This is a genomic window from Dyella sp. OK004, assembly GCF_900114495.1.
GTDB lineage: Bacteria > Pseudomonadota > Gammaproteobacteria > Xanthomonadales > Rhodanobacteraceae > Dyella_D.
The window spans coordinates 702978-725422 of the sequence record NZ_FOZI01000002.1; the positions used below are offsets into that span (position 1 = coordinate 702978).

General features: G+C 62.5%; 16 protein-coding genes. 3 read left to right on the forward strand and 13 right to left on the reverse strand.

The genetic code is table 11. The features are described from left to right. Positions 1-31: 31 nt before the first annotated feature. Positions 32-1129 (forward strand): sterol desaturase family protein, encoded by a 1098-nt coding sequence (locus BM338_RS09870; protein WP_090450709.1) that lies wholly within the window; start codon positions 32-34, stop codon positions 1127-1129. Between the two features lie 238 nt (positions 1130-1367). Here BM338_RS09870 and BM338_RS09875 read toward each other — a convergent pair whose 3' ends face one another. The 13 genes from BM338_RS09875 to BM338_RS09940 all read right to left on the reverse strand — a co-directional run bounded on the left by BM338_RS09875 (position 1368) and on the right by BM338_RS09940 (position 19695). After that, entirely contained in the window at positions 1368-4457 is a 3090-nt protein-coding gene (locus BM338_RS09875; RefSeq protein ID WP_090450710.1) for a TonB-dependent receptor, read from the reverse strand. 451 nt (positions 4458-4908) lie between these two features. After that, a complete protein-coding gene (gene secF / locus BM338_RS09880) occupies positions 4909-5865 on the reverse strand; it encodes a protein translocase subunit SecF (protein WP_090450711.1) in 957 nt (318 codons plus the stop codon). 16 nt (positions 5866-5881) lie between these two features. Next, positions 5882-7753 (reverse strand): protein translocase subunit SecD, encoded by a 1872-nt coding sequence (gene secD, locus BM338_RS09885; protein ID WP_090450712.1) that lies wholly within the window; start codon positions 7751-7753, stop codon positions 5882-5884. Between the two features lie 86 nt (positions 7754-7839). After that, complete coding sequence (gene yajC / locus BM338_RS09890) at positions 7840-8181, reverse strand: preprotein translocase subunit YajC (RefSeq protein ID WP_090450713.1); 342 nt, start codon at positions 8179-8181, stop codon at positions 7840-7842. Positions 8182-8513: 332 nt separating this feature from the next. Further along, complete coding sequence (gene tgt, locus BM338_RS09895) at positions 8514-9638, reverse strand: tRNA guanosine(34) transglycosylase Tgt (RefSeq protein WP_090450714.1); 1125 nt, start codon at positions 9636-9638, stop codon at positions 8514-8516. 441 nt (positions 9639-10079) lie between these two features. Beyond that, complete coding sequence (queA, locus tag BM338_RS09905) at positions 10080-11111, reverse strand: tRNA preQ1(34) S-adenosylmethionine ribosyltransferase-isomerase QueA (protein ID WP_090450716.1); 1032 nt, start codon at positions 11109-11111, stop codon at positions 10080-10082. A gap of 72 nt (positions 11112-11183) precedes the next feature. Further along, positions 11184-13619: a hypothetical protein gene (locus BM338_RS09910; protein ID WP_090450717.1), complete on the reverse strand. Its 2436-nt coding sequence runs from the start codon at positions 13617-13619 to the stop codon at positions 11184-11186. 69 nt (positions 13620-13688) lie between these two features. Beyond that, complete coding sequence (locus BM338_RS09915; RefSeq protein WP_255367250.1) at positions 13689-14876, reverse strand: DUF3142 domain-containing protein; 1188 nt, start codon at positions 14874-14876, stop codon at positions 13689-13691. A 94-nt stretch (positions 14877-14970) separates the two neighbouring features. Further along, positions 14971-15573: a response regulator transcription factor gene (locus tag BM338_RS09920; RefSeq protein WP_090450719.1), complete on the reverse strand. Its 603-nt coding sequence runs from the start codon at positions 15571-15573 to the stop codon at positions 14971-14973. After that, the gene (locus BM338_RS09925) at positions 15570-16721 is read right to left on the reverse strand and encodes a sensor histidine kinase (RefSeq protein ID WP_090450720.1); all 1152 of its coding nucleotides are present in this window, start codon (positions 16719-16721) and stop codon (positions 15570-15572) included. Before BM338_RS09925 ends, BM338_RS09920 begins: the two co-directional genes overlap by 4 nt. Then, positions 16721-17935 carry a sensor histidine kinase gene (locus BM338_RS09930; protein ID WP_255367251.1) on the reverse strand — a complete coding sequence of 405 codons (1215 nt, stop codon included), beginning with the start codon at positions 17933-17935 and terminating at the stop codon, positions 16721-16723. Before BM338_RS09930 ends, BM338_RS09925 begins: the two co-directional genes overlap by 1 nt. A 39-nt stretch (positions 17936-17974) precedes the next feature. Further along, positions 17975-18769 (reverse strand): ABC transporter permease, encoded by a 795-nt coding sequence (locus BM338_RS09935; protein ID WP_255367252.1) that lies wholly within the window; start codon positions 18767-18769, stop codon positions 17975-17977. Continuing rightward, positions 18769-19695: an ABC transporter ATP-binding protein gene (locus tag BM338_RS09940; protein ID WP_090450722.1), complete on the reverse strand. Its 927-nt coding sequence runs from the start codon at positions 19693-19695 to the stop codon at positions 18769-18771. Before BM338_RS09940 ends, BM338_RS09935 begins: the two co-directional genes overlap by 1 nt. Positions 19696-19985: 290 nt before the next feature. Between BM338_RS09940 and BM338_RS09945 the strand changes: the two genes are divergently transcribed. Next, on the forward strand, positions 19986-21482 hold the full coding sequence (locus BM338_RS09945) for an aminotransferase class III-fold pyridoxal phosphate-dependent enzyme (protein WP_090450723.1): 1497 nt from the start codon (positions 19986-19988) through the stop codon (positions 21480-21482). Between the two features lie 159 nt (positions 21483-21641). Then, the gene (locus BM338_RS09950; protein ID WP_090450724.1) at positions 21642-21995 is read left to right on the forward strand and encodes a PsiF family protein; all 354 of its coding nucleotides are present in this window, start codon (positions 21642-21644) and stop codon (positions 21993-21995) included. Positions 21996-22445: the final 450 nt, after the last annotated feature.

Sequence of the window (22445 nt, forward strand, 5' to 3'; positions counted from 1 at the left end):
GCCGCGTCAGTCCCCTTGCTAGGTGTTGAAGATGTCCGAACTGTGGTCCCATTTGGTCAGCTGGTTCTCCAGCCACGGCGTGCTTCCCGTTCTGCAGTTCCTGCATCTCGAAGGGCTGGCCGGCAACCCGAAAGACATCGCCGAATCGCTGCTGATTGCCGCCCTGCAGTTGTGCATCATCGGCCTAATCTTCCGTCCGCTGGAAAGTCTGGTGCCGGCGGAGAAATGGACCGACCGCAAACTTACCCGCGTCGATTTCCAGTACACGCTGATGATGCTGGTCGGCATCTTCCCGGTCTTCAGCTTCCTGGTGCTCACCCCAGTCGCGAACTATTTCGGCGGCCCCGACACCGGCCCCAGCGACGCCAGCGTGTCGCCGTTGGCGATCACCCACTGGCTGCCCGCGCTCAAGCAGCATCCATGGCTGCTGTTCTTCTGCTACTACGTCATCTACGACTTCGTGTACTACTGGATGCACCGCCTGCAGCACGCCCTGCCCTGGTGGTGGGCGCTGCACAGCATGCATCACAGCACACGCCAGATGAGCTGCTGGACCAACGACCGCGGCAGTCTGATCGACGGCTTCCTGCAATCGATGGTGCTGGCTACCGTCGGCATCGTGATGGGCGTGGAGCCCGACCAGTTCGCCTGGCTGGTACTGCTAGGTGAGCTGGTGCAGAACTTCTCGCACGCGAATGTGCGCATCGGCTTCGGCCCCGTATTTAGCCGCGTATTCGTCGATCCCAAATTCCATCGTCTGCACCACATGCTGGTCGATCCGGAGCGCCCCGGCTTGCACAACTGCAACTTCGGACAGGTGTTGTCGGTGTGGGATGTGTTGTTCGGGACGTCTCTATACGGCATGGCGCCGCGGCCTACGGGCGTGGGGGATCCCACCGTCGACGCAGATAACAATCACGGCCTTGTCGGTTTGCACTGGGCGGCGTTCAAGCGCTTCTGGGGTGCCGTGCGGCGGCCCGCCGGGTGGAAGCTTGGCGAGGTGGCGTTCGGGCCGGGGTATGAGCCGATTCCGGTGGAGCAGTGGGATGGGCATGGAGGCGGGCATCATCCCGCACCACACGAGAACCTGCCCCAAAATGTTGCCAACCCGGAAGCATCGACGGTCTGAGACGGCGCCTGCTGATGCAGTCCATCTGACGTTGCGCCATACCTCAACACTGGACACACGGCGGCCTCGTATAGCCCGGAGTCTGATCTGCTCGACTGACAACACCTAGCGGCACCCCGTTGCCGAACTGGTCGGCCATCAAACTCAGATCAAGAAAAAAGCCGCCGGGAAATCCCGACGGCTTCGCTTTTCTTACACGGGGCCTAAGTGAGCCCCGTGTCTGATCGGCTTTCAGCTATCAGAAGTCGTACGTCACACCGAAGCGGACATAACGCGGGGTCTGCGAGCTGATCGGACGCAGGTAGCTCGAGTTGGTCGAGGTTGCATAAACCTGCGTCGTGGTCTGCTTGTTGAGCACGTTGAAGACCATCACGTTCAGACCGAGCTTCTTGTCCGCCCATTCCGGACGGTATTCGGCGCTCAGGCTAAGCAGATAGGTCCACGGATTGCGCTTGTCGCCCGGACGGAACGGCTGTCCGTTGCAGAAGTGATAGACCGAACCATAACCGAGGCCAGGGTTGGTCTCACCCGCCCCGTAGAGGCCAAGGCAGCTCTGCGGAGTACCTGACAGAATCTGCAAATTGCCAGACACCATCCACTCCGGAGCGATCTGGTACGAGCCATACGCTTTGATCTGATGCTTGCGATCGTTCGCCAGATAACCGTTGGCATAATCCATGGCTTGGGCGTAATCCCAGTCCACCGTCGCCGAAACGTCGGTCTGGCCGATATCGCTGCGCACCTGACCTTCCGAATTGCCGTAGCTGCGCGACCACAGGTAGTCGACCTTGCCGTACCACTTGCCGTCGAACGGATGCTCCAGGTACAGGTTTATGCCGTAGTACTTGCGCTTCATGGTGGTGTTGAAGCCAAAGTCCTTCTTCCAATCCATTGGAACCTGATAGTAACCACCGGCCAGCTTCGGAACGTTGAAGACGGCATTCTTGCCCGGGTTGATCAGGATGCTGCCAGGAACCTGCGTGGCATCGTAGCTGTTCGGATCAATGCCCATCGCGTTCATCTTGGCGATGATCGAGACGTTGTCGCCAATATCGTCGATGGCGTTGCGCAGGTTGCGATAGGTCGCCTTGGCACCGTAGACCCACGAGTCGCCCAGCTTCTTGTCGAAACCGAGGATGTATTCATCCTGGTATTCCGACTTGAGGTTCTGAGCCGTACCCACCTTCGGATCGCGCGGCTGACCGTATTCGCCGTTGGCAGAGAACGGAGTGCCCGCACCCAGACTGGTGTTGATCGGGGTCAGGCCGGTCGGGATGCCGTTGGCATCGATGCCGGTGTAGGTGTAGTACACGCGGGTGTACAGCGACGAACCGGCGGAACGCAGGGCCACGCTGGTCGGCATCGCGAGGTAGTAGCGGCCAGCATTACCGTAGACCTTGAAGCTGGAGTCGCCGTTCACATCCCAGCTGAAGCCCACGCGCGGCGCCCACTGCGGCGTAGTCAAGCGCAGGTACGGCGCACCTGCGGCGTTGTAGTTGGTGAACTGATCATTGCGCAGACCCAACTTGACCAACCAGCGATCATTGATCTGCCAATCGTCCTGGATGTACTGCGCGCGCTGTGCCACGCGCACCGAAGCATTGTCGTGATACTGGTACTTGGCTACGTAATAACCAGTCCCGCCACCCGCGTAATTTGCGGTGGCATCCACCCACGGCGAGTTGTGCCAATCGGCGCCCGGCTGGGCCGTACCCGGACCACCAATGATGTAGGTACCCGGATCCGCGGCGGGAGCGTTGTATTCCCAGGCATAGCCCAAGCCGTTCGACGGGAAGATGGTGCCCGCGTTGGTATTCTTCACGTCCTGGTTGTCAATACCGGCCGTCAACGTGTGGCTACCAAGCTTGTAGGTAAGGTCGAAGCGCAGATTGGTGTTGGTCGACTTGTGGCCCGGCAGGTTGATCGTGGAGATCGTCTGATTATTGGTGATCGGCGTACCGCCATTCAGGTCCGGGTTCTGCTGGTCCGGAGTGAACAGGTGGGGGTAGGTCGGATCAAAACCCGGGGTGTTGCTGTAGTAGGTACCCTTCATCTTGCCGTACATGACCGACAGAGTCAGATCGTCGGTGATGTAGCTGGTGAACTTGCCCGAATACAGGTCGGCGCCGTTCTTGATGGAGGTGTCGTAGTGACTGAACGCGCCTTCCTTCAAGGTGGTGTAGTCGAAGTTGTTCAGGCGACCTTCGTACGAAGACTTGCTGGAAGCACCGGTGATTTCCAGCACGTTGCTGTCGGTGATGTTCCAGTCCAGCTTGGTGTACCACTTCGGGCTGTCAATCTTGCCGTGATTCTCAAACGGCGCAGTGTATGGGCCGACGCCAGCAGTGGTATTGAGAGTGCTGTTGGTACCTTGATTGCGCTCGCCTTCAACAGCGGCGAAGAAGAACAGCTTATCCTTGATAAGCGGACCGCCGACATAGGCCGAGACCGTCGTATTCCAGGACTTGTTGTCCTGACGGTACTGGCGCAACCGGCCTTGCGAGCCGTCCTTGTTGACAAGGTGGTAGTTCTTCGGATCAGACATCAGATCGGTAGGCGTCCACAGAATCTGACCACCGAAGTGCCATTCGTTCGTGCCGCGCTTGCCGACCTGGCTGATCACACCACCGTCGGAACGACCATAGGCCGCACCGTAACCGCCGCTAAGGATTTCCTGCTGATCGATCGCACCGTACGGCAAGGTCAGACCACCGAAGCCGCTGAGTGGGTCGGTCGTGTTGAAGCCGTTGATGTAGTACGCGTTCTCGGTCACCGACGAACCGCCAAACGACACCAGCGGACCGCCGAGATTGCCGGAGAAGTAGCCACTGCCCTGCACTACGCCTGGTGCCAACAAGGCGATCGCCTCGGCACTGCGGGCCAGCGGCAGGCGAGCCAGCTGCTCGGAGGTGATCACTGTGCGGGAGTCGACGCCGGAGACGTCGATGGCCGGCAGTGCGTTCGCGGTCACCGTAACGGCGGACAGCGAAGAAGCGTTGGTAGCTGCGGCAAACGACACCTCGGTGCCCGAACCCACCTTGATGGTGACGTCCTTGCGCGTATCGACGGTGGCGCCGCCCTTCTGCAGGGTCACGGTGTAGGAGCCGACCGGCAGGTTGTTGGCACTGTAACGGCCGCTGGTGTCGACCTGGAGCTGGCGGGTCAGGCCAGTCGCGCTGGTGACAGTTACCGTATCGCCCGGCTCAGCCTGGCCGAAAATGTTACCGGTGGTCGACTGGGCGAAGGCCGTACCGGCCATGCCCATCATCAGCGCAGCCGCCAACGCCGAATGGCGCAGATAACCGCGATTCAACGAACGAAAACTCATTGTGGATCTCCCCGAAAAAGCCCACGTGGGAAGTGGGCGAAATTGAGCAAAGCCACCCGAAATAACGGGTGACAGCCAACCAATTACTGAGGCGCGATCCGTAGGCATCCCCCTCGAATCGCCGCGCTCCGTACCCCTTCGTCAGATCACGATTTCTTGCGAAATGCATCACACAAACGCAAGCTGTCGCATAACTGTCGTATGGAATAACTCGAACATAACTTTGGCTCTCACAATAAGTCAACAATTAGTTAATGAATGGCGCCGTTATGCCATCTGCGCGGTATTGGAGAGTCGTAATCACTTGAGTGCATGCCATTTGATGACAGGTTAATTTCCTGCGCCTATTCGCAAGAAATTTCGATTTGAGGATCATGCAAGTAATCGAAGCATATAAAAAAGCCCGGGATGATCCCGGGCTTTTTATATAAAGCAATAACGAAAAGCGCACTCAAGGCCGCCGCGCCAGCTCCGGATTCTCCTTGGTCTGCGGCATCAGGTCCTTCTTCGATACGCCCAGCCACAGCAGTATCGGGCTGGCGACGAAGATGGACGAGAGGGTGCCGACCACGATACCGATCAGCATGGTGATAGCGAAGCCGTGCACCACCGGACCGCCGATGAAGTACAGGGCCGCCATGGTGATGCCGGTGAACAGCGAGGTGATGATGGTTCGCGACAGGGTGCTGTTGATCGAGCGGTTCAGCACTTCCTCCGGCTCGGCCTTGCGGGCCAGGCGAAACAGTTCGCGGATACGGTCGAACACCACCACCTTGTCGTTGATGGAGTAACCGATCACCGCCAGCACCGAGGCCAGCACGGTCAGGTCGAACTCGCGGCGCATCAGGGCCAGGATGCCGAGGGTGATCAGCACGTCGTGCACCTCCGTCGCCAGCGCGGCGATGGCGAAGCGGCGCTCGAAGCGGACCCACAGGTACAGGCCGATGCCGATGATCACGAACACCGCGGCGACCATGCCGTCGCTGCGAAGCTCGTCACCAACCTGCGAGCTCACTGAGGAGCGGCTCTTGAGCGTGGCGTCCGGCCGTGCCGCCTGCAGGGCCTTGCTGACGACGTCAGAGACCTTGTCCAGGTTCACCTTGCCGCCCTCGTCCTTCATGGCCGCGGTGGGCTGCATGCGGATGGAGACTTCCTTGGTGCCGCCCAGGCTCTGCACCACGGCGGTTTCCATGCCGGCCTTGGCCAGCGCCTCGCGCACTTCGGCGACGGCCACCGGCTGCTGGTAGCTCACCTCGGCAGAGATACCGCCGGTGAAGTCCAAGCCATAATCCAGTCCACGCGTGGCAAGTAGCGCTATAGAAGCGAGCATCAGCAGCACGGCGATGCCGATGCTGAATTTCCTCAGGCCGAGGAAGTTGACGTTGCTGTTGTGGTTGAAGATTTCCATAAATGTCTGTTCCTCTTCAGACCGACAGCGTCTTGAGCTTGCGGCCGCCATGGATCAACGCAGTGATCGCGTGGGTCACGGTGACCGAGGTGAACATCGAGGTCAGGATGCCGATCAGCAGCGTGACGCCGAAGCCCTTGATCGGGCCGGAGCCCATGGTGGTAAGCGCGAGCGCGGCGATCAGGTGGGTGACGTTGGCATCCAGGATGGTGGCCCACGCCTTCTCATAACCGGCGCGGATCGAAGCCAGCGGCGTGGAGCCGTTGCGCAGTTCTTCTCTCACGCGTTCGCAGATCAGCACGTTGGCGTCGATCGCCATGCCCAGGGTCAGCACGATACCGGCGATGCCTGGCATGGTCAGGGTGACGCCGATCAGCGACATCACGGCGACCAGCAGCACCAGGTTGAAGAACAGCGCCACGTCGGCGACCAGCCCGAACAGCTTGTAGTAGATGGCCGCCGCCAGCAGCACCAGGCCCAGACCAATCAGCACGGCCTTCAGGCCCTTGGCGATGTTGTCCTGGCCCAGGCTGGGGCCGATCACGCGCTCTTCGACAATGTCGATCGGCGCGGCCAGCGAACCGCCCTTCAGCAGCAGCGCCAGTTCCGAAGCTTCTTTCGGACTACGCAGGCCGGTGGTCTGGAAGTTCTTGCCGAATACGCCGTTGACGGTGGCGTAATTAATCACCTCTTCGGTGACCTTCGGCGTGCGCACTTCCTTGCCGTCGACAATCTTGGTGTCGACCACGCGCTCGATGTACACCACGCCCATCGGCTTGCCGACATTGGCGGTGGTGTAGTCCAGCATGCTCTTGGCGGCCGCAGCATTGAGCGTCACCGAGACCATCGGCGTACCGGACTGCTGGTCGAAGCCGGAGGAGGCATCCACCAGCTGATCACCGCGGGCAATGATCTTCTTGCTCAGCAGATACGGCCGGCCATCCTGCCCCTTGTACAGACGGGCGTCGGGCGGCACGTTGCCGGTGCGCGCGGCATCGATGGCCTGCTGCGGCGTGCCGTAGCCACCACGATATTCCAGCGTGGCGGTGGCACCGATCAGCTTCTTCGCTTCAGCGGTGTCCTGCACGCCGGCCAGCTCGACGATGATGCGGCTATCACCCTGCTGCTGGATGACCGGTTCGGACACGCCCAGCGCGTTGATACGGTTACGCAGCGTGCCCAGGTTCTGGCGGATCGCGTTGAGCGAGAACTCGCGCAACTTCTCGGGACGCAGCGCAGCATTGAGCACGAAGCGGTCGCCGGTGACGGCACCATCCTGGGTAGCAAGGTCCGGATAATCCGCGGCGATGACGCTGGCCGCCGCCGTGCGGTCAGCTGCCGAACGCAGCACGATGGCAACGCCCTGACCACGGGTGGCGTTGCGATTCACCGAGTCGTATTGGATGTGCTTGTCGCGCAGCGAAGTACGGATGTCGTCCGCGTAGCGCGTTTCCTGCTTGTCGATCACATCGTTCTGATCGACCTCCATCAGGAAGTGCACACCACCCTGCAGGTCGAGACCCAGCGGCATGGAGCGCGCGCCGATGGCGGTCAACCAATGCGGCACGGTCGAGCGCAGATTGAACGCCACCGTGTAGTTGTCGCCCAGCGCAGCCTTGATCGCGTCGGCCGCGCTCTTCTGCACGTCGCCGTTGGCGAAACTCGCCAGCAGGTGATCGCTACTGAGGGCGAGATCCTGGTAGGCGATGTTCTGCTGCTTCAATGCAGCACCCACCTTCTGCTCGAGCGCCTGGTCGATCAGGCCATTGCGGTTGGCCGTGATCTGCACGGCGGGCACCGGCATAAACATGTTGGGCAACGCGTACACGATGCCCAGCACCAATACGATGGCGACCAGGAAATATTTCCAGCGTGGAAAATCACTCATGCCTTGCATCCGTCAAAGCCGCGGCACAGGACCGCGGCGGTAGCATCATTCGCGTGGAAAGCACGGGGCGTCCGCCCCGCACCGGATCAGGACGACTTCAGCGTGCCCTTGGGCAGCACCTGAGACACGGCGCCCTTCTGCACCTTGATCTTCACGTTCGGCGCGATCTCGACGGTGATGAAGGCATCGCCCACTTCCTCCACACGACCGGCGATGCCGCCGTTGGTCACCACTTCGTCACCCTTGGACAGGGCCGAGACCATCGTACGGTGCTCTTTCTGCCGCTTCATCTGCGGGCGGATCATCAGGAAGTAGAACACCACGAACAGCAGGATCAGCGGCAGGAAGGTCATCAGCGGGTTCGGCGCCTGGGCGCCAGCCGCCGCCGGAGCGGCCTGAGCGATCACGAAAGTGGTCGGAAAATTCATCTGCTTGTCTCGTAAGTTGCGGCACCGGCAGGAATTTCCGCCAAATGCCTGAAAAAGATCGTGGATTATGCCACGCCCCCCGGGTGCCACGCACGGCGGCCGATCCGGCGGCAGGGCGCACCAGCGCTAGCTTATGGGGTTCTTCGGGGGCCATTTGCAAGCGCCCTGCCCCACATTGAGAACTACGCCTCGCCACCGCTCCCTGCCCGACCCTGGGACCGTGGAGGCGCGATTTCGTTCGCCGCTTGCTCTCTGTAGGAGCGCACCCTGTGCGCGAGAACCCGACGAAGCGATGCCCCCGGTCGCCCACAAGGTGGGCTCCTACAGACACATCAAGCCTCGGGGCGCTTCCGTTTGGCGTAGAACTCAGCCACGAAATCGTCGAGCTGGCCGGCGGCGATGGCACCGCGCAAGCCGGCCATCAGGCGCTGGTAGTGCCGCAGGTTATGCATGGTGGCGAGCTGGCTGCCGAGGATTTCGTTGCAGCGATCCAGATGACGCAGGTAGGCACGACTGAAACCGTTGCTGCAGGCGTAGCAATCGCAGCCTTCCTCGATCACCCGCGTATCCATCGCGTACTTGGCGTTGCGGATACGCAGCGTGCCTTCGTCGGTGAACAGGAAACCGTTGCGCGCATTGCGGGTAGGCATCACACAGTCAAACATGTCGATACCGCGGCGCACCGCTTCCACGATGTCCTCCGGCCGCCCCACGCCCATCAGATAGCGCGGTTTGTCCTGCGGCAGCAGCGGTACGGTGAAATCGAGCGTGTGATTGCGCTCCGCTTCCGGCTCACCCACCGCGAGGCCGCCGACCGCGTAGCCATCGAAACCGATATTCACCAGCCCTTCGGCCGAGCGGCGACGCAGGCTCTCATAAACACTGCCCTGCACAATGCCGAACAGCGAATTGGGATTGTGCAAATCGTCAAAAGCCCGGCGCGAACGCTCAGCCCAACGCAGACTCAACTCCATCGACGTGGAAGCCACCTTCTCCGTCGCCGGATACGGCGTGCATTCGTCAAAGATCATCACCACATCCGAATCCAGCGTCTTCTGGATCCGCATCGACTCTTCCGGCGACAGAAATACCTTCGAGCCATCCACCGGCGAAGCAAAGGTCACACCCTCTTCCGTGATCTTCCGCTTGTGCGCCAGCGAGAACACCTGGAAACCGCCCGAGTCCGTGAGGATCGGCTTGTCCCAACCAATGAACTTATGCAGACCACCGAACTGCTCGACAATCTCCAGACCGGGACGCAGAAACAAATGGAAGGTATTGCCCAGGATGATCTCCGCGCCAACGTCCTTGATATCGCGCGGCGTCATCGCCTTGACCGAACCATAAGTACCTACCGGCATAAAAGCCGGCGTCTCCACCGTGCCGCGAGCAAAGGTAAGGCGGCCACGTCGGGCAGCGCCATCAGTGGCGGAAATGTCGAAATGCAGGGAAGTCATAACCGGGATTATCGCGTGTTTCGAGGGATAGCTGCTTGGTTTGGACTCCCCAAACCACTCCTGCCCGTCCCATGGCGAGTCTTTGCCTTGGATCTTGGACCCGTGCGGGCGGTGAGGACTAGACGATCAAGCCGAAAAGAAAACCCTTCCGGCGCCTGACGCTGGAAAAGGCATGACTACAAAGCGCACCGCCTGCTCTCAGGCCATTTCTCTTTGGTTACTTTCTCTTTGGGCCAGCAAAGAGAAAGTGACCCGAGCCGCGGCAGCGGTTCGGAAGCCCGCGGCAGGCGAGCCAGAGCACGCAGACGCGACCATCGAAGCGCTTCACTACTGGATCCCTGCCTACGCAGGGATGACGAAGTAGGAGGAAATGGCTCAAGGGCAAAACCCTCCCCCCTCACAGGAACCACCTACGAGCCACCAAAGGAAGAGCAAGCCCCCTCAATCCCCCCGCGGCAAAATCATCATCGCATCACCATAAGAGAAGAAGCGATAACGCTCCCCCACCGCATGCCGATAAGCCGACAACACAAAATCCCGCCCCGCCAACGCCGACACCAGCATCAACAACGTCGACTGCGGCAGATGGAAATTAGTGATCAGCCCATCAATGCTGCTAAAGCGATAACCAGGAAAGATGAAAATCTGCGTCTCCCCCGAGAACGGCTGCAGCTCACCTTCGCGACTGGCGCTTTCCAGCGCGCGCACCACCGTGGTGCCCACAGCCACCACTCGCCCACCCCGGGCGCGCGTGCGACGGATCTGCTCCACCAACCCGGCGCCAACATTCAGCCATTCGCGGTGCATCTGATGATCCTTGATGTCGTCCGCTCGCACCGGCTGGAACGTACCGGCACCGACATGCAGGGTCACGTAACCAAATTCCACGCCCAGCTCACGCAACTGCGCCAGCATGGCTTCATCGAAATGCAGACCTGCGGTGGGTGCAGCCACCGCGCCGGGTTCGCGGGCGAACACAGTCTGGTAGCGCTCCAGGTCGCTGGCATCAGCATGGCGTTCGATATACGGCGGCAGCGGCATCTCGCCCAGACGTAACAGCAAGCGCTCCAACGGATCGGACGACTCGAAACGCAGACGGAAGAACGCGCCATCGCGCCCCAGCACCACGGCATGACTGCCATCCGCCAGTTCTATACGACCACCTTCTTTCGGCTTCTTGCTCACGCCCAGCTGCACGGTGGCTTCGTGGGCGCCGGTCACGCGCTCGATCAGAATTTCCACCGCGCCGCCGCTTTCCTTCCGGCCGTACAGACGCGCCGGCAACACGCGGGTGTCGTTGAAGACCAGCAGGTCGCCCTTACGCAATAACTGGGGCAGCTCGCGGAACATGCGGTCCTGGAGGGACTGCGCATCCACATCGAGCAGCAACAGGCGGCTGGCCGAGCGCTCGGCCAGCGGCGCCTGCGCGATCAGTTCGGGCGGCAGGTCAAAATCGAAATCGGACTTCTTCAACGGCTGGCTCGGTTGGCGCCCGCGGGCGGCGGGAAACGGCGCATTATCCCGCAGCCCGGCCTTCAGGGCACCTCAGTGTGTCGACCGGGCGGCCTTGCGCTTGCGCACGCGCCAGTACACCAGACCACCGATCATCAGTGCCAGGCCGCCGATCTCGAACGGCAGATAACGGCGAACCATCCGCTTGGCCTGCACTACATAGTGATGCCGTTGCATCGCACGGGCGCTGTCGAAGTCGGGCTCCTCGCAGTCGCGGCCGAAGTTGTCCGCCCAGTCCACATACGGTCCCTGTTTGACATAGCGCTGGTACAGCGCGGTCGACCGGCGCTCGCGCTCCGAGGGCGCTGTCGGCGCGGGCTCGCCATAGCCCTGGTAGTGGTCGCTGTAATCCGGCGGCCCCTCCAGCATCCAGCCCGTCGCCTTGCACAGCACCGCGGCGAAGGCCTGCGAGCGCGGCGGCAACAGATCGGCGGCGCTCGCCGCGCGGTCGCTGGCCAGATAGCGGTAATGAAAGCGCAGATCCGGCTTTGCTTGGCTGCCGGCAAAGCGCTGGCGTTCGCCTTCGGTAACGAAGGACTGTTTCAGATCGTCGGCCGAATGCCCGCTGCCGCCTGGATAACTGCCACCCGTATCGGTGTAGTCGGGCCCCTGCTCGTAACCGAACAGTTCCATACCTTGCTCGCGCTCGATCACCGCGGCGGCATAACGCCCTTCGGCTTTGCCGATGTCAGTCCAGGCGTGCTCGCCATCGCGCACGGCATTGGCGTATTCGCGTGCCTTGGCGCGCATATCCACCTCGCCGAAGCGGCGGTCGCCACTTACCGGGAAATAGCCCAGGGCTTCTTCATAGCGCCCGGCACGCATCAAGCGGCGAGCCAGCAACCAGCGCAGGCCGTCATCCAGCGGCGGACTGCCGTAGTACGGCTCCGGCGCCGCCGACGTGGCATGTGCCGGCGCGGGAGCGGGCGACGCCGGCGCATGCGCATCCACGAACGCTTTCAGCTCATCGACGGTGAGCACGCGCTCAGCCACGTAGAAAGCATCGTTGCCATAACCGATGCCGCTAGCCTCGCTTTCGTCATAGACGTTGCCGTTGCCACCGACCGCTTTTGCTGCCTCGTACAAGCGCCCCATCGCCTCCACATACTCGCCGCGCGCCAGTGCAAGCACGCCCTGCTCGCCAACCACCAGCGGCTTGTTGTCCACATCGAGGCTGGCCTTTGGATCATCGGCGTTGGGAAAGGCTTTGGCGGCATTGGCATACGCCGACGCAGCAGCCGCGAGGTCACCCTTCTGCAAAGCCAGCTTGGCGTGGACCCAATCGGCCAGTGGGCCGGACGTCTTGCTCAACAGCTGGGCAGCAAGGTCGTAACGGCCAAGCTGATAAGCCAGTGCGGCAAGGCGATCGGCACCGGCCACCTGCTCAAGCCCACGCTGCTCGATAGCCGAAACCAGCGCCAGCAGGCGCGGACTGGGCTTGCCCACCTGATGGGTCCCCGCGTCGGACTCCGTCACTTCACCGCCCATCCGCGCCAGGGCATAAGCCACCAGCAGGCGCTGCGGAACCGGGCTGTCGATCAGTTCCATCGTGCGTTTGTCGTCATCCAGCACATTCGCGGCAATTGCCGACAGCGACTGCACCGCGCCCTGCGAACCATGTCCGGCCTGCGCGGCATAGAGCGTGATGGCACGCTTGAGATCGGCCGCTGCCAGCGTCTTTCCACAAGGCTGGCTGTCGCTGAGCAACTGCGGCCAGGCGCAATGCTGGCCATCGCTATATAGATAGAGACGCGCTTCCTCGCCGAAACTGGAGACGGCCAATCCTTGCGCGTCCGAGGCGCCATCGACGGCGCGCGTACGCGCCAGCTCGAAAGCCTTGGCCGCCGCATCGCGCTCACGCTTAAACACCGCGCTGTCTGTCGCGTTCTCGTCGGCTCGTTCGGCGTGAATGCGGCCGAGCATGTAAGCGGCCCAGACTGAGCGCAGCTTCGCCTGTGCCGGCGGCAGGGCCAGTACTTGCTCGAAGCGGGTCGCAGCGTGATTCATCGCTTCGTCCGTGGCCGGCGCACAGGAGATGCCCTGTGCCTTGTCCGCCCCTTCGTCGCTGCCTTCGCAGGACATCTGGGCGAGTGCATAGTCCACCGCACCCGCCGTATACAGACGCAAATCCTCAGGCAGATCCTTGCCCTCTTCATAGGCTTTACTGCCGTCATCAGCCTCGCGCAGCTTTAGGACGCGCGCCCACTGCTCCGGCGATACGCCCTGCGCCTTGGCCATCGCGGCCTGATCGCTGGAGTTCGGCGCTTCCTCCGCTTCGCTGGCCTGCAAGCTATCCGTAGGTGGCAACAGATGGCTGGCCTCGAAGGCGAAGCTGTTCTGCGGCGTAGCCTTCAACGTGGCCTCGCGATGGTCGAGCAACTGACCAGGGAAATCCGGGCCGCAGGCCCAGACCACCGCTCCCGTCATGCCGGCGAGCACACCAGCCACTATCCATTTGCGCACAAACATGGAATTCCGTCCCCTCTACCAGCGTCAATGCCGGTGATGATGCGGGGAAAGACGCGCCAGAGGAATAGCTCAGGAAGCCACCACCGGTTGGCTGTTTGTCGCACCACAGCGTGCCCAGCCCACCGCGCGCTGCCGATGCGCATGCAACCACCCATCCTGCGCACGCTGCAGATAACGCTGACCATCGCGGTCGGCCAGGGTGTAGCCGTTGATGCCATCGGCCACTTTGCATTCCGCTGGCAACTGGATGCGACGAGGCAAGCTGACATCCACCTCACCATCGTTCCGCAGCAGCACATCGACCATCCCCGGCGTCGCGCTGTCCTGAAACTGAGCCATCGCCTGATTTGCCAGCGGCAAGCCGGTCATTACCGCACGCCAGGTCGGCAAGCTCCAGGCGCGCGTGTCCTGGGTGGTCGGCAGACGGAACCACACCACGCCGGCCAGTCCTTTCGGCGGATCACGCCGCAATGAAGCGAGCAACCGCGCGACAGCCACCGGCGACGCCGCCAGCTCACTGGTTTCCATGCTGCCGGCCAAAACCGGCGCCTCGCTCTCCACCGCAAGCAAACGTCCGTCATCGTCCCAGCTCACACGCGTGCCGTAGTTGGGCAAGGCAACGCGGAAAGGTTTGGCGCTTCGCGCGGCAAAGCGGTCGATCCACACCCGCGCCAACGCATCGTCGAACAATCCGGCACGCGGCGATTGCACCGCATGCACCTGCAGCACCACTTCGTCAGCCTGCGCGATCACCCTGTCTAGATCCGCCGAGGACAGCCACGCCGGCAACGCCGTTATCGAGAGCGGCAGCTTGCCCAGCGCCGACTTCAGCCGCGAGAGAAAATGCGCGTAAGCGGGCAATCGGGCCGTGCCGCAGTCGTGATCGATCTCGATACCGGCTAGTGCCGCATCCCCCCACGCTTCACGCAGCGCGACTATCTGCGCGAGCAACGCGTCCTCGTCCCACTGCGCCAGTTGCCCCTCAATGCGAATCACCAGGATCACCGGCCGCCGCGTCGCCAGGAGCGCTACCCGGTCGATGGCCACTGGCTGGAGTTGCCCATGTGCGTCCGTCTGCGCGGCGAGCACACGCCATTTGTGCACCAGATCAGCCGAGTGATTCAACGCAAAAGTTACGGCAGGATTCCATTGCCGCTGCCAGACATAGGCGTCGTGTTCGAGCGGTGCGGTGACATGGTCGCAGGCAGCCAGCAAACACAAAGCAAACCATATCGCCAAACATCCAAGACGCCGCATAGCACTCCTACCCAACCCGGCTGATCAAAGGTTGATCATTGTAGGCCGGGAAAGGCGCGAGACTTCGATGAAGGCCAAGGCCAGAGTGCGGGCACTACAGCCAGCCTTTTTGACGCGCCAATCGATAAGCCTCGATGCGATTAGCCGCACCCAATTTACCAATCGCTTCGGAAAGATAATTGCGCACCGTGCCGTGCGAGAGATTCAACTGCGTGGCGATATCGCTCGCGGACTGTCCCTCGCCAGCTAGACGCAGTACCTGGCGCTCGCGATCGTTCAAAGGATCGGCCTCCGACCATGCCTCCAATGCGAGCTGCGGATCAATGGCTCGTCCGCCACGATGCACCATGCGCAAAGCTTCGGCGAGATTCTCTGCGGGCGCGTCCTTCAACAGATAGCCGGCGACGCCGGCATCCAGTGCGCGGCGCAGGAACCCCGGGCGCGCGAAGGTCGTCACGATGATCACCTTCATCGGCAATTCCTGGCGCTGGATGCGTTGCGCCAGTTCCAGGCCGGTAAGGCCAGGCATTTCGATGTCGGTCACCAGCACGTCCGGCTTCAGTCGCTGCAGTTCGCGCCAGGCGGCTTCGCCGTCGGCGGCGGTGCCGAGCACTTCGATATCCGATTCGAGGTTGAGCAACGCCGACAGCGCGCCGCGCACCATCGCCTGATCTTCGGCCAGCAATACGCGGATCATGCGACGCTCCTTGGTGATTCGATGGCGGCAGCGGCCTGTGGCAGCGGCACCCGCACGCTCAGCCGTGTGCCGTGCCGGGGTGGTGAGTCGATCTCCAGCACACCACTCAGCGCACGCACGCGCTCGCGCATGCCGCTGACACCATTGCCATGCGCGGCGAGACCGCCGCAGCCGTTGTCGCTGATCTGCATATCGAACCTGTCTGCTTCTAGAAGAAAACTTACGCTGGCCGAGGTGGCGCGAGCATGGCGGTGGATATTAGTGACGGCCTCGCGCAACACCAGGGCGAGTTGCGCCTCGATGGCTGCCGGCAGACTGATGTCAGCCGGCAGCTCGCCTTCGAAGGTCATGCCGGAGGCTTCCAGCATCAGCCGCGCGGAAACCAGTTCGGCGGCCAGATCGCTGCGGCGCATGCCGGTGACGGCAGCGCGCACTTCCGCCAGTGCATGCCGCGCAACCTTTTCCACCTCGTCCATTTCGCGCTGCGCACGCGCCGGATCTTCCAGTGCAAGGCGACGTGCCAGCTCCGACTTTATCGCCACCAGCGACAAGGTGTGTCCGAGCAGATCGTGCAGATCGCGGCCGATGCGTTCGCGCTCGGCCAGCGTGGCGAGTCGCCGCACCTCGCCCTGCGACAGACGCAGCTCCGCATCCTTGCGCAGGTTGCGGATGTACAGAAAATTGCTCGAGCCACCGAGAATGCCGGCGAACAACACCACCAGCATGATCCACAGCGGCGCATGCAGCCACAGCACCACAGGCAGCGACAACAGCGCTAGCGTAAAGACCCCGGCTATCCAGACGCGCATCGACGAGGTCACTGACAACGCCGCACCAGCGCATATCAGGTACCCGAACGCGACGCTGTTGACCGGCCACAAGGCGAAGCCGAGCACCGCCATGCCGCCGATATACCAGGGCAGCCGACGCACCGGGCCGATATAGACCTGCGCCTGTAGATATAGATACACCGGTATAGTCAGCACGGTGGGTAGAAACCACGACCAGGCAAAGCCCTGCGCGCCCAGCGGCACCACGATCAGCATCACCACCCACAGCGCCTGCCCGAAAGCCGAGCGCAACAGGAACATCGGCGAACGCAACTGGCCGAAGAGTGAATCCGGACGCGGGGCAAGCCAGGCGCGCATCAGACAGCGTGCGGCGTGTCGATGGCGGCGGACGCATCCTGCGCTTCACCGTTGCCTGGTTTCGCATGCGCTACCGGCGGCGTTGTCTGCGGCAAGGGCACCGTCACCAGCAAGGTAGTGCCCTTGCCGCGGACCGAATCGATACTGAGGTTGCCACCGATGGCGCGTACGCGCTCGCGCATACCGCACAGGCCATTGCCGTCCTGCGCAATGCCGCCGCGACCGTCATCCGCAATACGCAGCTGTAGTACATGGCCGTCGCGCTTGAACTCGATGTGCGCCCGGCTAGCTTGCGCATGTCGCGCGATGTTGGTGGCTGCCTCACGCAGCACCAGTGACAGGCAGCGCTCGACTTCCAGCGGCAACCCCGGCAGCGGCACCGTGTAATCCAGGTGAACGGCCGACGACTCCAACAGCAAGCGCGCCGAGGCCAGTTCGGCAGCGAGATCGGTGGCACGGATGCCGGTTACCGCCGAGCGCACTTCCGCGAGCGCGTGGCGCGCTACTTTTTCCGCTTCCGCCACTTCGCGTCGCGCCGCCTCGGCATCGCGATCGAACAGCTTGCGCGAAAGCTCCAGCTTGAGCGTGATCAGCGATAGCGTGTGGCCGAGCAGGTCGTGCAGGTCACGCCCGATGCGCTCACGCTCTGCGGTGGCGGCGAGGCGGCGCACTTCTTCCTGCGATAACTTGAGCGCGGCATCCTTCTCGTGCTCGATGCGCTCGACGTGGCTTACGGTGCCGATGATCATCGTCATGCATGGCACGGCCAACAACGCCTGCCAGGGATAGCCCACCTCCCACGCCACCAGGAGGAACACTGCATTGAGTCCCGCCAGCCATAGCAGAAACAACGTGACGCGGCGCGAATTGGACAGGCTGCTGGAAACGCAGCCGTAAATGAAATAAGTGACCCCGCTCGGGTACCACGGCAACAGCACAATGCTCAGACCCGCAAGGCTCAGCGCGTAACGCGGTGCCGTACGGCGCGGCGCCAACATCACTTTGGAGAACAACAGCAGGAATACCGGATAAGACACCAGGGTGATCAGCAACCAGCGCCAGGTGAAACCGCCGCCAAACGCTGGCGTGATGAATACCCATGCCGACCACAGCAGATGCACGGCCTCCGCCCAGGGCGATTTACCCTGCCGGCGGATCGCTGCGACGCGCGAATCCGGCGCCGGAACGAGCCATGTATGAAGCCAGCCGAGCATCGCCATCGTCGTCCCCTAAACGCTTTTACGCATGCTACTTCAACCGAACTTGCGCAGGCGGCGTGCCGCCAGCATCACAAAGCCCACGGTGTAGACCAGCAAGGTCACCACATGCGGCCAGGATGCGCTCTGCCCCAGCCCCACCGCGGACAGCGCCAGCTGATTGAGGTGATAGCTCGGCCACACTGGCGCCAGCTGCTGGATCAGCTTCGGCATCATGCTCAGCGGGAACCACAGGCCGGAGAGGAACGCCATCGGCAGATAGATCAGGTTGACCACACTAGGTGCGCCCTGCCCTTTGATGAGCGTGCCCAGCAACAGACCCATGGCGCAGAACGGCAGCACGCCGAACAAATCGGTGACAAACAGCGAAAGCATCTGCGGCGCAGTAAGCGGCACATGCGCCATAAAGGTTGCCATCAGCAGCAGCAACACCGAGACCGTCGCCGCAACCAGCATCGCCATGACCATCTTGCCGAGCAAATAGGCACCCGGCGGCATTGGCAACGCACGCTTGAGCATCATCAGGCCGTTGTCACGCTCCATCGAAAGCGCCAGCCCGAAGCCGAACAGGCCCGGCGCCATCACACCGAAGGTGCCATAGGCGGCCAGCAGATAACGCGGTGCATCGGCGCCATTGGCGCGACCGAGCACGATGCCGAACATCAGATAGAACACGGTGGGCAACATCACCGTCGGTATCAGGAAGCCGGGGCTGCGCAGGTAGCGCAGGCATTCGGCGCGTGCTTCTTCCAGGTAGGCGCCGATCACACGGCGCAACGGCATGCGGGTGTCCGCATGTGTCGTGGGCAGAGTCGAGATCACGGCGTTCATCAGGCGGCCTCGCGTTGTGGCTCGGCCGACGCATCGGCCTCACGGGTGAGTTCGGTGAAAGCCTCGGCCAGGCCGGCGCGCTGCACTTCCAGTTCGCTCAGCTGCGCGTCGGCATCCAGCAGGCGCCGCACCAGCGCTTCCGCACTGGCAGTGGAAAGCCACAGGCGCTCGCCATCGCGACGCGCCTCGACCACTTCCGGCCAGACAGAAACCGCCGCGATATCGAGTCGGGTGATGCAGCGCACACGCTTCAAGGCCACGCGTGCGCGCAGCTGATCGACCGTGCCTTCGCTGATGATTTTGCCGCGCGCCATCACGCATACGCGATCGGCGAGTGCCTCGGCTTCTTCCAGATAGTGCGTGGTGAGCACCACGCTGCAGCCCTCGGCGATCAGGTGCCGGATCGCCGCCCACAGTTTCTGCCGCGCCTCGATATCCATACCCACCGTGGGCTCGTCGAGAAATAGCAGTTCCGGTCGACCGCATAGCGCCAGCGCGAATTGCACGCGACGCTGCTGTCCACCGGAAAGCTTGGCGTAGGGTCGCCGCAGCAGATCGGTGACACCGGCCAGCTCAGCGCTTTCCTGCACGCTGCGCGGCGCGGGATAGTAACTCGCGATCTGGCGAATCAGCTCGCCGACACGCAATGTCGGTGGCAGCGTTGCCGACTGCAGCATCACGCCGATGCGGCGGCGCGCCACGAGCTGTTGCGGATCCTGGCCGAACAATTCGACCTGCCCCGCATCCGCTCGCACCAAGCCAAGCAGCAGGCTGATGGCGGTGCTTTTGCCGGCACCATTCGGACCAAGCAGCGCGAGCAATTCGCCGCGATGCAACATCAAATCGAGTCCATCGACGGCCGTGAGTGCGCCGTAACGTTTTACGACAGACGCCAGGCGTGCAACCGGTATCGCAGTGGTATTCATGGCTCTCCCTCCGTGGATTGAATGCTAGGCAGCACAAGGCCTGGCGGGCAGTCGCCGACGTCAGCCTGCGCAGGTGACAGGCGTCATACCGGGGGTTACGGCGCTGACAAAGGCACGTTATCCTCGACGAATCGTCGCGACGGTTTTTTATGCGACGCACCTGACTGGATGGACCAGACAGGCATGGAGAACACGGGACTGCTGAAGTGTTCTCCCTAGCATTCATTTCGGTGTTGGCAAGCCGCGCCATTTCCCCATGGCCCGCTTGCGTACTTTGAGGAGGAGCCATCATGGGTGTGATCGATCAGCTGCGCGAACTGCGCGAATTCGGCGGCGCGCCGCAGACCACCGGTCTGGACGACGTCATCATCGGGCGCTTCGCCGCGAGTCATCCCCAGTTGGCGCAGGCCATCGACGAAGCGGTGGTGCAGCATCGCGCGCTGCGCGCGGAACTCGGCGACTTTCTCAAGCTCGACGAAGCCGAACAGTTGAAGCAGGCGCAGGCCGGTTTCGTGAATTTCTATCCCGACGACGGCATCAATCCGTACCTTCCCGCCGCGGCGCGCGGCCCGTGGATCGTCACGCTCAAGGGCGCGGTGATTCACGACAACGGCGGCTACGGCATGCTCGGTTTCGGCCACAACGATGAAGCGATCCGCGAAGCCATGAGCCGTCCGCAAGTGATGGCCAACGTGATGACACCGAACGTGTCGCAGATGCGTCTTGCCAAGGCGCTGGATCGCGAACTCGGCCGCAATCGTGGCGGCAATCCCTATGCGCGCTATCTGTGCCTCAACTCGGGTTCGGAATCGGTGTCGCTGGCCTGCCGCATCGCCGACGTCAACGCCAAACAGATGACCGAAGCCGGTGCGCGCTACGCCAACCGCACCATCAAGCGCCTCGCGGTGAAGGGTGCGTTTCACGGCCGCACCGAAAAGCCGGCACTGTATTCGGATTCCACACGCAAGACCTACCAGCAGCATCTCGCCAGCTATCGCCACGAAGACACGCTGATCACCGTGTCGCCCTACGACGTGGCGCAACTCGAAGCCGCTTTCGCCGACGCCGACAAACACGGCTGGTTTATCGAAGCGATGTTCCTCGAGCCGGTGATGGGCGAAGGCGATCCGGGCCGCGCGTTGACGCCCGAGTTCTACAAAGCGGCGCGCGCGCTCACCGAGTCGCACGGTTCGTTGCTGCTGGTGGACTCGATCCAGGCCGGCCTGCGTGCGCACGGCGTGCTTTCGATCACCGACTATCCCGGCTTCGAGCATCTGCCGGCGCCGGACATGGAAACCTTCTCCAAGGCGCTCAACGCCGGCCAGTATCCGCTGTCGGTACTTGCGGTCAGCGAGCGCACCGCCGGCCTGTACCGCAAGGGCATCTACGGCAACACCATGACCGCTAACCCGCGCGCACTCGACGTGGCGCTGGCCACACTTGACCAACTCACCGATGCGGTGCGCAGCAACATCCGCGAGCGCGGCAAGGAATTCGTCGACAAGTTCAACCTGCTGAAGAACGAACTGGGCGGCCTGATCACCAAGGTGCAGGGCACTGGCCTGCTGTTCTCCTGCGAACTGTCGCCGGACTTCAAGTGCTACGGCGCCGGCTCCACCGAGGAGTACATGCGTGGGCGCGGCGTGGGCGTGATCCACGGCGGCGTCAATTCGCTGCGCTTCACCCCGCACTTCAACGTCACCAGCGCCGAAGTCGACCTGGTCGTGGCCGCGGTACGCCAGGCGCTGTTGCAGGGCCCACGGAAGGTCAACGCCGAGGCTGCCTGAGCCGTCGCGCCCCCTTCATGTTGCGGCGGCGCTGAACGCCAGCCCGTCGCAGCATGAATCGAAAGTGCACGAAACCTGGCCTCCCCCTCTAGCCAAAACCGCGCACCGGCATAGACTTGCGACGCCGGCGCTCGCCGGTCATCCAGGAGGGTACCCGCCATGTCTTTGCGTTTCAGCCTGATCGCCGCCAGCGCCGTACTGGCCTTCGCCGCAACGTCCGCGTTCGCTTCGCCGCAGGCTGCCAGCACCACGGCCGCCGCTCCGGCCAAGAAGGAACTCACCTCGTCGCAGCAGCACATGTCCGATTGCAGCAAGCAGGCCAAGGGCAAGAAGGGTGACGAGTTCAAGTCCGCTGTCAGCGCCTGCATGAAAGGCGACACCGCCGCCGCGCCGACCGCCAAGCAGACGCAGCAGGAAAAAATGAAGAGCTGTAACGTCGACGCCAAGACCAAGGCCTTGAAAGGCGACGCCCGCAAGTCCTTCATGAAGGATTGCCTGAGCGCTCATCCGTAAGCGCCATACCAGCTCCAAGCTGCCGCGAGGCGCCGTTCTTAGGAACGGCGCCTCGCGCGTTTTGGGCAAGAGAAAAGGCCAAAGCAAAAACCCGCCGACGCAGTAGCAACGCTATCCCGAGCACCCACCCCTCACCCCAACCCTCCCCCCAGAGGGGAGAGGGAGATGTGGCGCTTCGATGAGGGATAGACGATCGGACCTCGAAGAAAACCATCCCGACGTCTGACACTGGAAGATGCGCAGCTACAGAGCACTCCGCCTGCTCTCAGGCCATTTCTCTTTGGTTACTTTCTCTTTGGGCCAGCAAAGAGAAAGTGACCCGAGCCGCGGCAGCGGTTCGGAAGCCCGCGGCAGGCGAGCCAGCACACGCAGACGCTAAAACCGAGCGACAACGCCACTGGATTCCGGCCTACGCCGGAATGACGAAGTAGAAGCCACGTCGCGAGCATC